12 protein-coding genes and 1 pseudogene are annotated in these 14,308 nt (G+C 72.0%); 5 read left to right on the forward strand and 8 right to left on the reverse strand.

Features of this window, described 5'->3' with window-relative positions; translation table 11 throughout:
- Positions 1-8: 8 nt before the first annotated feature.
- Positions 9-455 (reverse strand): anthrone oxygenase family protein, encoded by a 447-nt coding sequence (locus ACIOC0_RS22280; protein WP_402156970.1) that lies wholly within the window; start codon positions 453-455, stop codon positions 9-11.
- Between the two features lie 58 nt (positions 456-513).
- On the opposite strand from ACIOC0_RS22280, the pseudogene mgt reads away from it, so the two are divergent.
- Positions 514-1,807 (forward strand): annotated as a pseudogene (gene mgt / locus ACIOC0_RS22285) (macrolide-inactivating glycosyltransferase).
- Between the two features lie 134 nt (positions 1,808-1,941).
- Here mgt and ACIOC0_RS22290 read toward each other — a convergent pair.
- Positions 1,942-4,209 carry an MMPL family transporter gene (locus tag ACIOC0_RS22290; RefSeq protein ID WP_402156972.1) on the reverse strand — a complete coding sequence of 756 codons (2,268 nt, stop codon included), beginning with the start codon at positions 4,207-4,209 and terminating at the stop codon, positions 1,942-1,944.
- Between the two features lie 236 nt (positions 4,210-4,445).
- On the opposite strand from ACIOC0_RS22290, the gene ACIOC0_RS22295 reads away from it, so the two are divergent.
- Genes ACIOC0_RS22295 through ACIOC0_RS22305 form a run of 3 tightly spaced genes read left to right on the forward strand, consistent with a single transcriptional unit; the run spans position 4,446 to position 6,661 of the window.
- On the forward strand, positions 4,446-4,994 hold the full coding sequence (locus tag ACIOC0_RS22295; protein ID WP_402156974.1) for a DUF1697 domain-containing protein: 549 nt from the start codon (positions 4,446-4,448) through the stop codon (positions 4,992-4,994).
- Positions 4,995-5,028: 34 nt separating this feature from the next.
- Entirely contained in the window at positions 5,029-6,066 is a 1,038-nt protein-coding gene (locus ACIOC0_RS22300; RefSeq protein ID WP_402156975.1) for a ketopantoate reductase family protein, read from the forward strand.
- Between the two features lie 10 nt (positions 6,067-6,076).
- On the forward strand, positions 6,077-6,661 hold the full coding sequence (locus ACIOC0_RS22305; protein ID WP_402156977.1) for a TIGR03086 family metal-binding protein: 585 nt from the start codon (positions 6,077-6,079) through the stop codon (positions 6,659-6,661).
- Positions 6,662-6,668: 7 nt separating this feature from the next.
- Here the strand turns inward: ACIOC0_RS22305 and ACIOC0_RS22310 are convergent, their stop codons facing one another.
- Positions 6,669-7,979, reverse strand: a complete 1,311-nt coding sequence (locus tag ACIOC0_RS22310; protein WP_402156978.1) for an MFS transporter — start codon at positions 7,977-7,979, stop codon at positions 6,669-6,671.
- Positions 7,980-8,036: 57 nt separating this feature from the next.
- Between ACIOC0_RS22310 and ACIOC0_RS22315 the strand changes: the two genes are divergently transcribed.
- Positions 8,037-9,020 (forward strand): ArsR family transcriptional regulator, encoded by a 984-nt coding sequence (locus tag ACIOC0_RS22315; protein WP_402156980.1) that lies wholly within the window; start codon positions 8,037-8,039, stop codon positions 9,018-9,020.
- Positions 9,021-9,051: 31 nt separating this feature from the next.
- Here ACIOC0_RS22315 and ACIOC0_RS22320 read toward each other — a convergent pair whose 3' ends face one another.
- The 5 genes from ACIOC0_RS22320 to ACIOC0_RS22340 form a co-directional block, all read right to left on the reverse strand.
- Positions 9,052-9,801 carry a sirohydrochlorin chelatase gene (locus ACIOC0_RS22320; protein ID WP_402156981.1) on the reverse strand — a complete coding sequence of 250 codons (750 nt, stop codon included), beginning with the start codon at positions 9,799-9,801 and terminating at the stop codon, positions 9,052-9,054.
- Between the two features lie 13 nt (positions 9,802-9,814).
- Positions 9,815-10,732 (reverse strand): ABC transporter permease, encoded by a 918-nt coding sequence (locus ACIOC0_RS22325; RefSeq protein ID WP_402156982.1) that lies wholly within the window; start codon positions 10,730-10,732, stop codon positions 9,815-9,817.
- On the reverse strand, positions 10,719-11,528 hold the full coding sequence (locus tag ACIOC0_RS22330; protein WP_165430330.1) for an ABC transporter ATP-binding protein: 810 nt from the start codon (positions 11,526-11,528) through the stop codon (positions 10,719-10,721). The genes ACIOC0_RS22325 and ACIOC0_RS22330 overlap by 14 nt, the downstream gene beginning before the upstream one ends.
- A gap of 12 nt (positions 11,529-11,540) precedes the next feature.
- Positions 11,541-12,698, reverse strand: a complete 1,158-nt coding sequence (locus ACIOC0_RS22335; RefSeq protein ID WP_402156984.1) for an aliphatic sulfonate ABC transporter substrate-binding protein — start codon at positions 12,696-12,698, stop codon at positions 11,541-11,543.
- 274 nt (positions 12,699-12,972) lie between these two features.
- Positions 12,973-14,307, reverse strand: coding sequence for a sulfate adenylyltransferase subunit 1 (locus tag ACIOC0_RS22340; protein WP_402156986.1), 1,335 nt, complete (start codon positions 14,305-14,307; stop codon positions 12,973-12,975).
- Between the last annotated feature and the right edge of the window lies 1 nt (position 14,308).

The following is a 14,308-nucleotide window of genomic DNA, read 5'->3' on the forward strand; positions in this document are numbered from 1 at the left end:
CCCTCGGTTCAGGCGAGGGCGGTGACCAGCAGGGCGAAGGCGGCGACGATGACGGCGACGCGGACGTAGTGGAAGCGGTCCCAATGGTTCATCTGCTGCTTCCAGTCGGCGGGCAGGCCGTCCGCGGTCCACGTCTTGACGCGGTTGTTGATCGGGACGAGCAGCAGGATCGACATGGCCACGCTGATGATCAGCAGCGCGGCGGCGGTGACGACGAGGCCCGCGCCGTCGTGGCGCCGTCCGGCGACGGCCCAGACCGCGCTGAGGGCGAGCGAGCCGATGTACCAGAACGGCATCACGGCGCCGAGCAGCCGGGCCCCGTGAATCCGGCCGCGCAGGCCGTTGTCGCCGGGGAGGCCGCCCAGGATCGGGTTGACGAAGAAGGCGACGGAGAACTCCACCCCCACCATCACGCCGACGATCACGGTGGTGAAGACCTCGAGCGCGTTGAGCATGACTTTCCCTCCCGGAATCAATCTAGCGCTGCTAGATGATGAGTCAACGCTAGACCTAATGGCGCTCGCTTGTCTAGCGGTGCTAGCGACTGTTGCGCGCTCACCAACTCGCTTGCACGAGACGTCTCGTCTCGTCTACGGTCCCCGGTATGACCACTCCCGCGCACATCGCCATGTTCTCCGTCGCCGCCCACGGGCATGTGAACCCCAGCCTCGAGGTGATCCGTGAACTCGTCGCGCGCGGTCACCGGGTCACCTACGCCATCCCGCCCGCCCTCGCCGACAAGGTCGCCGGGGCCGGCGCCGAGGTCGTCCCCTGGCACTCCACACTGCCCGGCCCCGACGCCGAGCCGTCGGCCTGGGGCACCACCCTCCTCGGCCACGTGGAGCGCTTCCTCGACGACGCGATCCAGGCGCTGCCCCAGCTGGCCGAGGCCTACGAGGGGGACGAACCCGACCTCGTCCTGCACGACATCACCTCCTACCCGGCCCGCGTCCTGGCCCACCGCTGGGGCGTCCCCGCGATCTCCCTCTCGCCCAACCTGGTCGCCTGGGACGGCTACGAGCAGGAGGTCGCCGAGCCGATGTGGGCGGAACCGAGGAAGACCGAGCGCGGGCAGGCCTACTACGCCCGGTTCGAGGCGTGGCTGGAGGAGAACGGGATCACCCGGCACCCCGACGCCTTCGTCGGACGGCCCGACCGATCGCTGGTGGTCATCCCGAAGGCGCTCCAGCCGAACGCCGACCGGGTCGACGAGAGCGTGCACACGTTCGTCGGCGCCTGCCAGGGCGACCGTGCCGCCGAGGGCGCCTGGACGCGGCCCGCCGACGCGCGGAAGGTCGTGCTCGTCTCGCTCGGCTCCGCCTTCACCAAGCAGCCGGACTTCTACCGCGCCTGCGTCGAGGCGTTCGCCGCGCTGCCCGGCTGGCACCTCGTGCTCCAGATCGGCCGGCACGTCGACCCCGCCGAGCTCGGGGAACTGCCGGACAACGTCGAACTCCACTCCTGGGTGCCGCAGTTGGCGATCCTGAAGCAGGCCGACCTGTTCGTCACCCACGCCGGCGCGGGCGGCAGCCAGGAGGGGCTGGCCACGGCGACCCCGATGATCGCCGTACCGCAGGCCGTGGACCAGTTCGGGAACGCGGACATGCTCCAGGCGCTCGGCGTGGCCCGGCACGTCCCGACGGAGGAGGCCACCGCCGAGATTCTGCGTGACGCCGCCCTGGCCCTGGTCGACGACCCCGAGGTCGCCCGCCGGCTGAAGGAACTCCAGGCGGAGACGGCGGCCGAGGGCGGCACGCTCCGCGCCGCGGACCTGATCGAGGCCGAGCTGCCCCGGAACCGGTCATGAGCCGGCCCGACCGGCCGTGAGGCGAGCCGAGCCGCGCTCGAACCCCGCATGACCGAGGGCCCGCCGGCCTCCCTGGAGACCGGCGGGCCCTCGGCGCGCGGGGCCCTGACGGGCCGTCAAGCAGGTTCGGTCGCTCAGACCTTGACCGGCTCGCCCTCGTCGTCCCGCATCACCGGCGCGATCGCCTCCGGCGACTCGTCGTGCGTGAGGTCGGGCAGCCGGTGCAGCCACTTCGGCAGGTACCAGTTGCGCTCGCCGAGCAGCGCCATGACCGCCGGGAGCAGCACGCCCCGGATGATCGTCGCGTCGATCAGCACCGCGGCCGCGAGGCCCACGCCCATCTGCTTCATGGACTGCATCGACAGCGTCCCGAAGATCGAGAACACGGCGACCATGATGACGGCGGCGCTGGTCACGACGCCCGCGGTGGTGACCACGCCGTGCATGATCGCGTCCTTCGTCGTCCGCCCCCGAAGCCGCGCCTCACGGATCCGGGAGACCACGAACACGTGGTAGTCCATCGACAGACCGAACAGGATCACGAACAGGAACAGCGGCAGCCAGGTGATGATGGCGCCGACGCCCTCCGCGCCCACCAGTGACGCGCCCCAGCCGTGCTGGAAGACGCCCACGAGGATGCCGTACGCGGCGCCCACCGACAGCAGGTTCAGCACGATCGACGTGATCGCGATCGTCAGCGAGCGGAACGACAGCAGCATCAGCGCGAAGGCGAAGACCACGACGAACGCGAAGACCGGGACGACCGCCCCGCCCAACTGGTCGTTGAAGTCCTCGGATCCGGCCACCTGTCCGGTGATCGGCGCGTCGAGGCCGTCCACCTTGCCGAGCGTGGCCGGCCGCACCTCGTCGCGCAGCTTGTCCAGGCTCGCGCCCGCCTTGTCCAGATCGGAGCCGCCGACCAGTGGGACGTACACGAAGGCGACGTTCTGCTGGTCGTGCAGCTTGATCTCGACCGGTCCGCGCGAGGCGCCCGAACTGACCGCCCGGGTACGGAACTCGGCGAGCGCCGACTTCACCTCGGGCGCGTTGATGTCCTTCGCCCGGACGACCACCTCGGCCGGCTGGGAGCCGCCGGGGAAGGCCTCGTTGAGCCGGTTGTAGGTCTGCACGATGGGCAGCGAGTCGCCGAACTCCTGGTCCAGCGTGAGCTGTTGCGTCTTCATGCCGAGCGCGGGCACGGAGATGGCGAGCAGCGCGCCGGCCGCCACGACCACGGAGACCGCGGGCTTGGCCAGCACGCCCTTCAGGACGGCCGTCCAGAACCGGCTCTCGCCGTTGCCCCGCCCCCGGTTGCGGCGCAGCCGGCTCTCCGGGTGCAGGTAGGGGATCTTGCCCTTCTCGACCCGCTTGCCCAGCAGCGACAGCAGCGCCGGCAGCACGGTCACCGAACCGACCATGGCCACGGCCACCACCATCAGCGACGCCAGGCCCATCGCCTCGAACTCGGCGAGCCCGGTGAACAGCATGCCCGCCATCGCCACGCACACCGTGACACCGGAGACGACGATCGCCCGGCCGCTGGTCGCCGCGGCGATCCGCAGCGCGGTCTGCGCGTCCCGGCCGGCCGCCCGCTCCTCACGCTCCCGGCGCAGGTAGAACAGGCAGTAGTCGACGCCGACGGCCAGACCCACCAGCAGCATCACGGAGTTGGCGGTGTCGCTCATCGGCACGACATGGCTGGCCAGGCCCATCAGACCCATCGTCGCGATGATCGCGGTGATCGCCAGCAGCACCGGCAGCAGCGCCGCGACGAGCGCGCCGAAGGCGATCAGCAGAATGCCGAAGGCCACCGGAACCGCGGAGTACTCGGCCTTCTGGAAGTCGTCCCCGAACGCGTCGCTGAACGTCTTCATCATGCTCGCGCCGCCGATCTCCTCGATCCGCAGCGACCGGTGCTCCTTCTGCACGCCGTCGACGGCCTTGAGGACCGGCTCCACCCGCTCGCCGGCGGTGTCGGACTCCCCGCGCATGTCGAACTGCACCAGCGCGCTGTGGCCGTCCTTGGAGATGGTGTGCGTGTCGTAGGGAGAGGTGACGTCGGTGACCTGTCCGGTGCCCTCGACGGCCTTCACGACCGCCTCGACGGCCTGCCGGAACTCGGCGTCCGTGGCCTTCAGGCGCCCGTCCCTGGCCTGCACGAGGACCGACTCGCTCGCCGGCTCCTCGATCCCCGCCTCCTCGATGATCTTGGCGGCGGTGTGCGTCTCGCCCTTCAGCTGGTCGCTCTCCTTGACGTCGACCCGGCCCGCGGCCGACCCGAGTCCCATGGACAGGACGACGAACAGCACCCAGATCCCGACGGCGGCCCACCGGTGCCGGGCGCTCCAGCCGCCGGCCCGCGCGGCGATGCCCCGCACCCGCGAATCTCCGCTCTTCCCCATGACGGGCTTTCCCCCTCGAGGTGCGGCGGCGGCCCCCTGCCACCACCTTTCACCACGAAGGTAGGGCCCGGATAAAGCCAAATCGTCGTGCTGCCCGGTGACCTCCGCTCCGCCCGGGTCCTCCCCTCGGAGCGCGTCGTCTCACCGCTGGGGAGGAGGAAGGCCCTTACATCTAGTTCCACCGTCTCGGGGCCGATCATCAGGGGCGGGCCGTGGCGAAGGCCTACGGTGTGCGCATGACGACGACGTACGCCGCCCTGCTGCGCGGCATCAATCTGGGCGGCGCCCGGAAGGTCCCGATGGCGGACCTGCGCACCCTCATGGAGGACCTCGGCCATGACGGCGTGCGCACCTACCTCCAGAGCGGCCAGGCCGTGTTCTCCAGCACCCACGGCGACGAGGACGGCCTCGCCGCACAACTCGCGCGGGCCGTCGAGGAGCGGTTCGGCTTCGCGGTCGACGTGATCGTCCGCGACCACGCCTATCTGAAGGCGGTCGCCGAGGCCTGCCCGTTCCCGGCCGCCGCACTCGAGGCCAAGCAGCTCCACGTCACCTACTTCTCCGCGCCCGTCGCCTCGGAACGCTTCGCCGGGATCGACCAGGAGGCGTTCCTGCCGGAGGAGTTCCGCCTCGGCGACCGCGCCCTGTACCTGTACGCCCCCGAAGGGCTCGGCCGCTCCAAGCTCGCCCAGCAGCTGTCCCGGCCCCGCCTCACCAAGGGGGTCGTCGCGACGACCCGCAACTGGAACACCGTCGTCGAACTCGTGAAGTTGACGGGCGGCTGACCGGGCGTGCACACGCGTGTGCGAGGCTCGTCGCATGCGCTACGTCATCATCGGGGCAGGGGCGGTCGGTGGAACCGTCGGCGGGCGGCTCGCGGGAGCCGGGCACGAGGTCGTGCTGGTCGCGCGGGGCGCGCACCGGGCGGCGCTGATCGAGAGCGGGCTGCGACTGCGGGTGCCCGAGGGCGAGTTGACGTACCGGCTGCCCGTCGTCGACGGACCCGAGGCGCTCGGCACGCTGCGCGCCGACGACATCCTCGTCCTCGCCGTGAAGACCCAGGACAGCGAGGCGGCCCTGCGCGCGTGGGGCGCGGCCCCCGTCGAGGGCGGAGGCACGGCCGCCGAGCGGCTGCCCCTGGTCTGCGCGCAGAACGGCGTCGAGAGCCAGCGCCTGGCCCTGCGCCGCTTCCGGCACGTCTACGGCGTCTGCGTCTGGCTGCCCTGCACCCACCTCGAACCCGGCGCGGTCAGCGCCGCCGGCGCCCCCCTCACCGGCATCCTGCACCTCGGCCGCTACCCGCACGGCGTCGACGACACCGCCCGCCGGATCGCCGCGGACCTGGAGAAGGCGCACTTCGAGGCGCCGGTCGTGCCGGACGTGACCCGCTGGCAGTACGCCAAGCTGCTGGCCAACCTGGGCAACGCGCTGGAGGCGCTGAGCGGCCCGGTCGACGGCGAGGAGGCGGCGGCGCTGCTCGGGAGGGTCCGGGCCGAGGGGGAGGCCGTGCTGCGGGCCGCCGGCATCGCGTACGCGAGCGCCGAGGAACAGCGGGCGGTCCGCGGCGACAAGGTCACCCTGGTCCCGCTGGACGGCGTCCCGCGCGTCGGCGGCTCCTCCTGGCAGTCCCTCAGCCGGGGCGCGGGGACCATCGAGGCCGACCACCTCAACGGCGAGATCGTCCTCCTGGGCCGGCTGCACGGCGTCCCGACCCCGCTGAACGAACTGCTGCAACGGCTCGCCAACGAGCACGCGCGCGACCGCAGGGCGCCCGGCTCGCTGCCGGTGCGTGAGCTGACCCGCCTGGCGGACGACGCCGTCGCGTTCGTTCAAGAGTCGGGCCGCGTCCGCTCCTAGCGTGAGGCGCATGAAGCACGACGAGACACACCGGTACATGTCCGAATGCGCCGCCGAGGCGGCCCGCGTCGCCCGCGGCGTCCCGGCGGCGGACCTGGACAAGCCCACGCACTGCGCGGACTGGGACCTCAGAGCCATGGTCAACCACTGGGTCCTCTACACCTCCCACGGCCTGGAGCACCGCGCCCTGCGCAAGCAGCTTCCCGAAGAACTCCTCACCCGTGACTTCACCGCCGACCCGCTGTGGGCGCAGGCGTACGCGGTCCGGCTCGACCGCGCGGTCGACGCATGGGCCGACCCGGCGGTCTGGGAGGGCGAGGTCGATCTCGGCGGCGGCACGCTGCCCGCGGCGGACCTCGCCGCGATGATCGTCAAGGAGACGGCCGTCCACGGCTGGGACGTCGCCGTCAGCACCGGGCAGGCGTTCCACGTCTCCGACGGCGCGGCTCGGCTCGTCCTCGACGTGGTCGAACGCCACGGCGACCTCTACCGCCGGTACGACGGCTTCGCCGCCCTCGTCCCCTGCCCGCCGGACGCCCCGCCGTTCGAGCGCGCGCTGGCGGCGAGCGGCCGGGACCCCCGCCTGGGGGAGTGAGAGGCCCTCACCCGCCTTCGCCCCGCCAGTCGTCCCGGCCCGCCCACCGCACCGCCGGTCCCACGGCCAGGCCCGCCGCGGCGAACAGCAGGCCCAGGGCCGCCCAGCCCGCCGAGCCGTGACCGATCGCCGTGATCGTGACCAGGGCCGGGCCCGCCATCATCCCCGCCGACATGCCCGCGCCGAAGACCCCCTGGTACACGCCGTGGACGCGGGCGTCGGCGAGGGCGTAGCCGAGGGTCCAGCCGCCCGCCGCCGACAGGACCTCGGCGAGGACGTGGACGACGGCGCCGGCGGTGAGGGCGACGACGGCCCAGACGGGGGAGAGCCCCGCCGACAGGGCGTACACCGCGCAGGCCACGGCGAGGAGCAGCCCGGACCAGCCCATCGCCCGCACCGCGCTGTGCACTTGGGAGAAGCGGCGGGCGACCGGCACCTGGAGCAGGGCCACCAGCGCGCAGTTCACGATCATCAGCAGGGCGGCCGTCCAGCGGGGCGCGTCCGTCCGCTCGACGATCCACAGCGGCAGCCCCACCTCGGCGAGCGTGTACTGCACGACCAGCACCGCGTTCAGCACGGTCACCGTCAGATAGGGCAGATCGCGCACCGCCCGCCAGCGGTCCCCGGCCGGGGCGTCGTCGCCGAGGGCCGGACGGTCCAGGGCGTGCGCGGCCAGGGGCAGACCGGGGATCAGCAGCGCCGGCCCGGCGAAGGACACCGCGTTCAGCACGATGACCGTCGTGTACGCCTCACGGGTGTCGACCTGCAACGCGACCGCCCCGAACAGGCCGCCCAGCCCCATGGCCACGTTGGTGACCATCCGCAGGTACGCCCGCGACTCCACCCGGGTCGCCACCGGCAGCACCTCCGCGTACAGCGCGCCCTGCACGCCGCGCGACGCCATCTGCAGCCCGGTCGCACAGACCACCGCGACGAGGAAACCGACGTAGGTGTGCACGAGCACGTACGCGGCCGTGGCCACCCCTGTGCCCGCCCACAGCAGCGCGGCCACGCGCCGGGCGCCCCACCGGTCCGCCGCCCGTCCCGCCGGCACCCCCGCCGCCACACCGACGAGTCCCGCGCACGTCATCCCGAGCCCGACGGAGGTCGCGTCGAGGCCGACGATCCGGGTGAAGTACAGGATGCCGAGGGGGAAGTAGAGGCCGTTGCCCAGGGAGTTGACGAGGGTCAGCAGCGCGGCGCGGCGCAGCACGGGATCGGTGGGCAGCAGTCCGGCGGCCCGCGAGACGGGCTCCTTTGCCATGGGTTCGGAGGAACTGCCCCTGTCGGGAGCCGAGTTGGCCGGGGTGATGGTCATGGCCGACAGCCAACCCGGCGCACCCCGGGCGGCGGCATTGATTTAGCGTGGCGCTCAATGATCGAGTTCCGGTTCACCGTCGACGACCTCGCCACCACCTCGTTCGCCTACTCCCCGCTGCAGGAGGCGGTGTTCTCCCTGCGCTGCTTCAACGACCCCGCCCGCTTCCCGCATCACCGGCCGTGGCTGCGCCGGATCCGGCCGCGGCTCGAAGGCCTCGACGGTGAGCTGCTCACCTCGCTGGTCGCCCCCTGGATGTGGATCCCCGACTTCCTCACCCCGCGCCCCGACCGCGCCCGGCCCGCCTTCGCCGACGAACTGGACCGGGTCCGCCGCACCGAACCCGACGTCGTCTCCGCCGACCTGCGGGCCGCCTACCGGAGCGAGGACGCGCTGCCCCCGGTCGTCGCCCGGGGGCTCGCCCGCCCCGACCGCTTCCTCGCCCGGCTCGCGGACGCGCTCGACGCCTACTGGCACACCTGTCTGGCCGCCGAGTGGTGGCCCCGCGCACAGAGCGTCCTGGAAGCCGATCTCGCCCACCGGGGACGGGTGCTCGCGGAGCGGGGCGCGGCCGAGATGCTGCCGGGCCTCGACGCGCGACTCACCTGGGCGGACAGCCATCTCCGGCTGGACACCAGGGACTTCCTGGTGCCCGCGCCCTGGGCCGGCATGAGCATCGCGGGCCGGGGCATGGTGCTGCTGCCGACCCTGTTCGCGCGCGGCGCCCAGCCCCTGATCGATCCGACCCGCCCGCCGCTGCTGATCTATCCCGCGCGCGGCAGGGCCACCCTCGCCGAACAGCCGCCCCCGGTCGTCGGCCGGGCTCTCGTGCGCCTCCTCGGCCGCCCCCGGGCCCGTCTGCTCCTGCTGCTCGCCGAACCGGCCACCACGACGGAACTCGCGCACCGGCTGGATGTCACCCCGGGCGCCGTCAGCCAGCACCTCGCGATCCTCCACGACGCCGGGCTCCTCACCCGCACCCGCAGCGGCAGGACCGTGCGGTACGCGCGCACGCAACTCGGCGACGACCTGTGCCGGTGAACCGGCCCCGCCGGCGGAAGGGGCGAGCGTCTCAGGCGCCCAAGGCCGCCGGCAGGGGCGTGCGGGCCTTGTCGTAGCGGTCGAGGAGGAGACGGGCGACCTCGGGGGCCGGGCCGAGGACGTCCGCCAGCACGTCGGCTCCGGCCGCGCCGCGGGCGATGCGGTCCGGCAAAAAGCCGGGGGCCAGGACGTACGGGGCGACCGCCACCGTGGAGCAGCCCAGCGCGCGCAGCTCCCGCACCGCGTCCTCGGTGCGGGGCAGGGATGCGGAGGCGAACGCGGGTCGCACGGCGCACCAACCGGTGTGCCACCACTCCCGCGCGATGTCGGCGATCACCGCGATCGCCTCCGGGTCGGAGGACCCCGCCGAGGCCAGCACGACCCCGGTCGAGGACTTGTCGGCGGGCGTCAACCCCGCCTCGTACAGCCGCCGCTCCAGCGCGGACAGCAGCAGCGGCGACGGCCCCAGTACGTCCGCCTGGCGGATCCGCAGCCGCGAGGGCGCCTCCCGCAGGACCGCCGGGATGTCCGCCTTCGCGTGGAAGGCGCGGGTCAGCAGCAGCGGCAGCGCCACCACGTCCCGCACGCCCTCCGCCGCCAGGGACTCCAACACCCCCTGCACCGAGGGGAGGCTGAAGTCCAGGAAGCCGGTCTCCACCCGCAGGCCCGGCCGCAGCGACCGCACCCGCCGCACCAGGGCGTGGACGGTCGCCGCGTGCCGAGGGTCGCGGCTGCCGTGCGCGATGACGACGAGGACGGGACGAACCGCCTTGTGGAACATGGCAGTCAGCCTCTCAGCCCTTCACCAGCAGCCCGCGGCCGCGCAGCACCCGCCGCTCCAGCGGACTGAAGATCAGCAGGTCGATCGCGATGCCGACGAACAGGATCAGGATGATCGCCTCGAACACCATGGACATGGAGCTGGCGTTGCGGCCGTTCTCCAGCAGCGCGCCCAGACCGATGCCCAGGTCGGGGGAGGAGGCGATGATCTCCGCCGCCATCAGCGACCGCCACGAGAACGCCCAGCCCTGCTTCAGACCGCTCAGGTAGCCCGGCAGCGCGGCCGGCATGACGATGTAGCGGGCCCCCTTCAGCCCTGTCGCCCCCATCGTCCGGCCCGCCCGCAGGAACAGCGGCGGCACCTGGTCGATGCCGGAGACGAGACCGTTGGCGATGGAGGGCACCGCGCCCAGCAGGATCACCGCGTACATCATCTCGTTGTCCAGGCCCAGCCAGATCACCGCCGGCGGCACCCACGCCACCGACGGCAGCGACTGCAGCCCGGACAGGATCGGGCCGATGGCCGCGCGCACGAACCGCACCCGGGCCACCAGCAGACCCAGCGGGGTGCCGATGGCCAGCGCCAGCAGGAAGCCCAGCAGACCGCGCGAGACGCTGGTCCAGATGTACCCGAGGAGCTTGCCCTCCATCCAGGCGTCCTTGAACTCGCCGCCCACGTCGGCCGGCGAGGGCAGCTTGCTCGGATCGTCGACGATCCCGAACGACACCAGCGCCTGCCAGACCACCAGCACCACCGCGATCGCGAGGACGGGCGGCAGGATCTTGTTGACGAAGGTCTGGCGGAACGGCGTACGGTCCGCCGAGGAGCTCTCCAGGGCGTCGAGGCCCGCCTCCAGACCCTGCAGCCCGGCGCCGTCCTCGGCGGAGGCCGAGGCGGAGGCCTTCGGGTCGGTGGTCTCAGTGCTGGCCATGACGGCGGATCTCCCCACGCAGGACTTCGGTGATCTCCAGGGACAGTTCGGCCACGGGCGCGTCCTCGATGCGGCGCGGCTGCGGAATGCCGACCGTCCACTCGCGCGCCACGCGGCCCGGGCGGGAGGACAGCAGGATCACCCGCTGAGCGAGGCGCACCGCCTCCCGCACGTTGTGCGTGACGAACAGGACGGACACCCCCGTCTCCTTCCAGATCCGGGTCAGCTCGTCGTGCAGCACGTCCCGCGTGATCGCGTCGAGCGCCGCGAACGGCTCGTCCATCAGCAGCAGCCGGCTCTCCTGGGCGAGGGCCCGCGCCAGCGCCACCCGCTGGCGCATACCGCCGGACAGCTCGTGCACCCGCTTGCCGTACGAGCCTTTCAGCCGCACCAGTTCGAGCAGTTCCTCGGCGCGGCCGCGCCGCTCGCTCTTCGCTACTCCGCCCAGCTTCAGGGCGAGTTCGATGTTCTTGCCCGCGGTCAGCCACGGAAACAGCGCGTGCTCCTGGAACATCAGCGCCGGACGCCCGTCCGTCGTGATGCGGCCGGAGCTCGGCTTGTCCAGCCCCGCCACCAGGTTCAGCAGCGTGGACTTGCCGCAGCCGGAGGCCCCCAGGAGGGTGACGAACTCTCCCGGCGCGACATCGACCGTGATGTCGTCCAGGACGAGCTGCTGCCCGGCGGGTCCGGCGAAGGACTTCGAGACGTGCTCGATGCGCGCGGCGTACTCCACCGATTCGGCGCTCTCGGCCTTGGCGAGGGTGGTGGCCATGGTCGTCACCTCCTGGGAACTCATCCGACTTCGGGGTTACTTCGCGCCGAGACCGGCGTCGTCGACGGTGCTCTCACCGGCGGCCGACAGCACCTTGTTCAGCGGCGCCAGGTCGTAGATGCCGTCCAGCAGCGGGTCCTTCAGCAGACCGGCCTTCACCGCGTGCTGCGCCTCGGTGTTGAGGGTGGCGGCCAGCGGGTCGTCGGTGAACTGGATCGACTTCCACGCCGGGTCCAGGACCTTCGCCGGGAGCGCCTTGCCGGAGTCCTCCTTCAGCTGCGCGTTCGCCGCCGCCTTCGCCCCCTCCGGGTCAGCGGTGATGTACTTGTTGGCGTCGACCGATGCCTTCAGCACCGCCTCGACGGCCTTCGGGTGCTCCTTGAGGAACGTCTGCGACACGATGATGTTCGTGATCACGAACTTCTTGTCCGGCCACAGGTCGGATTCGTCCAGCAGCACCTTCGCGCCCTCGGCGACCAGCTTCGACGCCGTCGGCTCGGGCACCCACGCGCCGTCCACGGAACCCGACTTGTAGGCGTCCGGGGTCACCTTGTTGTCGGTGCGCACCACCGACACGTCGCCCTTGCCGCTCTCCGCGTCGACCTTCCAGCCCTGCTCCGCGATCCAGTTGAGGAACGCCACGTCCTGGGTGTTGCCGAGCTGCGGAGTCGCGATCTTCTTGCCCTTGACGTCCTTCAGGGACTTGATCTTCTCCGGGTCGACCACGAGCTTCACGCCGCCGGACGCCGAACCGCCGATGATGCGCAGGTTCTTGCCCTTGGACTTGGTGTAGCCGTTGATCGCGGGGGAGGGGCCGATCCAGCCGATGTCGATGGCGCCGGAGTTGAGCGCCTCGATCTCGGAGGGGCCGGCGTTGAAGATCTGGTACTTCGCCTCGGTCGCGCCGAGCGCCTTCTGGAAGTAGCCCTTGTGCACGCCGACCAGGGCCGTCCCGTGGGTCAGGTTGCCGAAGTAGCCGATCCTGACGGAGTCGAGACCGTCGATCTTCTGCGCGCCGGCGGCGACCTTCTGGGCGGAGGGGGTGTCGTCGGACTTGGAGCCGTAACCGCAGGCGGCGAGGGCGAGCAGAGGAAGGGCGGCCAGGACGGTCACGCCGCGGCGGAACGGGCCCGAACGGGCGGCGCGGACGCTCCCGGTGGAGCGGAGCCCGGACTCGGGCAGGTTGGCAGGCACGGGAGGCTTTCCTCTCGTTGGCCCGGCGGTCACGGTCTCTCAGGTCGTGGCCGGGAGTTCGGCAGAAGGTCTTCGTCGCTTCCGGGGTGGGGGTCCCCCCGCCTGCGAGCGAAGCCGAGCATGTGGGGGAGGATGGGGGGACGGGGCGCGCAAGCGGTGCGCGTACGTCAGCGCGCACATCGCGCCACTCCGCCCTGCCCGCTGCCGAGGGCGCCGCTGCCGACGCGGCCGCCCTCCTTCGCGAACGTGGAGAAGACATCAGGGGAGTTCATCGTCAGAAGTCCCACCCGTCGTCCTCGGAGGCGTCCATGACCGGCTCCGGGGCGGCGAACGACTCGCCGACCATGCCCGCGGTGAGCGTGGTGCCGTCGTGCGGGTCGATCAGGATGAACGAGCCCGTACGGCGCGAGTCGGAGTAGGAGTCCACCGGAAGCGGCTCCGCGGTGCGGATCTTCACCCGGCCGATGTCGTTGGCGGCGAGCTGTCCCGGGTGCGGGTGCAGGGACAGGTCGTCCAGCGTGAGACGGGAGGGGATGTCCTTCACGATCGCCTTGACCGTGCGGGTGCCGTGCTTGAGGAGCACCCGGTGGCCCACCGTCAGCGGGGCGTCGGCGACATGGCAGACCGTCGCCTCGATGTCCTGCGTGGTCGCGGGCGCGTCCTTGCTCGGCACGATCAGGTCGCCGCGCGAGATGTCGATGTCGTCCTCCAGCAGGAGGGTCACCGACTGCGTCGTCCACGCCACGTCGACCGGCTCGCCCAGCAGGTCGATGCCGGAGATCTTCGAGGCGCGGCCCGACGGCAGCACCGTGACGGACTCGCCGACGTGGAAGGTACCCGCCGCGATCTGACCGGCGTAACCCCGGTAGTCCGGGTGCTCCGGGCCCTGGGGGCGGATCACGTACTGCACGGGCAGCCGGGCGTGGCAGTGGCTCAGGTCGTGGCTGACCGGCACGGTCTCCAGGTGCTCCAGCACCGTCGGACCGCCGTACCAGTCCATCGTCGCGGACGGCTCCACGACGTTGTCCCCGGCGAGCGCCGAGATCGGGATCGCGGTGACCTCGGGGACACCCAGCTCGGTCGCGTACGCCGTGAACTCCTCGGCTATCGCGGCGAAGACCGGCTCCCGGTAGTCGACCAGGTCCATCTTGTTCACGGCGAGCACCACGTGCGGGACGCGCAGCAGCGCGGCGATGGCGGCGTGCCGGCGGGTCTGCTCGACGACGCCGTTGCGGGCGTCGACGAGGATCACCGTCAGCTCGGCGGTGGAGGCGCCGGTGACCATGTTGCGGGTGTACTGCACATGGCCGGGGGTGTCGGCGAGGATGAACCGGCGGCGGGGCGTGGCGAAGTAGCGGTAGGCCACGTCGATGGTGATGCCCTGTTCCCGCTCGGCCCGCAGTCCGTCGGTGAGCAGCGCGAGGTCCGGCGTCTCCTGGCCGCGGCTCGCGGAGACGCGCTCCACGGCCTCCAACTGGTCGGTGAGCACCGACTTGGAGTCGTGCAGCAGCCGGCCGACCAGGGTGGACTTGCCGTCGTCGACGGAGCCGGCGGTGGCGAACCGCAGCAGGGTCGTTTCCGCGAGTTCCTCGGTGGTGATCGTGCTCATC

Origin of the sequence: Streptomyces sp. NPDC088254, from assembly GCF_044740925.1 — a bacterium.
In the GTDB taxonomy this organism is placed as follows: Bacteria; Actinomycetota; Actinomycetes; order Streptomycetales; family Streptomycetaceae; genus Streptomyces.

What these genes read in the sequence shown, in the direction of transcription:
- ACIOC0_RS22280 (WP_402156970.1), bottom strand. Translation starts at nt 455, where the DNA reads ATGCTCAACGCGCTCGAGGTCTTCACCACCGTGATCGTCGGCGTGATG.
- ACIOC0_RS22290 (WP_402156972.1), bottom strand. Translation starts at nt 4,209, where the DNA reads ATGGGGAAGAGCGGAGATTCGCGGGTGCGGGGCATCGCCGCGCGGGCC.
- ACIOC0_RS22295 (WP_402156974.1), top strand. Translation starts at nt 4,446, where the DNA reads ATGACGACGACGTACGCCGCCCTGCTGCGCGGCATCAATCTGGGCGGC.
- ACIOC0_RS22300 (WP_402156975.1), top strand. Translation starts at nt 5,029, where the DNA reads ATGCGCTACGTCATCATCGGGGCAGGGGCGGTCGGTGGAACCGTCGGC.
- ACIOC0_RS22305 (WP_402156977.1), top strand. Translation starts at nt 6,077, where the DNA reads ATGAAGCACGACGAGACACACCGGTACATGTCCGAATGCGCCGCCGAG.
- ACIOC0_RS22310 (WP_402156978.1), bottom strand. Translation starts at nt 7,979, where the DNA reads ATGACCATCACCCCGGCCAACTCGGCTCCCGACAGGGGCAGTTCCTCC.
- ACIOC0_RS22315 (WP_402156980.1), top strand. Translation starts at nt 8,037, where the DNA reads ATGATCGAGTTCCGGTTCACCGTCGACGACCTCGCCACCACCTCGTTC.
- ACIOC0_RS22320 (WP_402156981.1), bottom strand. Translation starts at nt 9,801, where the DNA reads ATGTTCCACAAGGCGGTTCGTCCCGTCCTCGTCGTCATCGCGCACGGC.
- ACIOC0_RS22325 (WP_402156982.1), bottom strand. Translation starts at nt 10,732, where the DNA reads ATGGCCAGCACTGAGACCACCGACCCGAAGGCCTCCGCCTCGGCCTCC.
- ACIOC0_RS22330 (WP_165430330.1), bottom strand. Translation starts at nt 11,528, where the DNA reads ATGAGTTCCCAGGAGGTGACGACCATGGCCACCACCCTCGCCAAGGCC.
- ACIOC0_RS22340 (WP_402156986.1), bottom strand. Translation starts at nt 14,307, where the DNA reads ATGAGCACGATCACCACCGAGGAACTCGCGGAAACGACCCTGCTGCGG.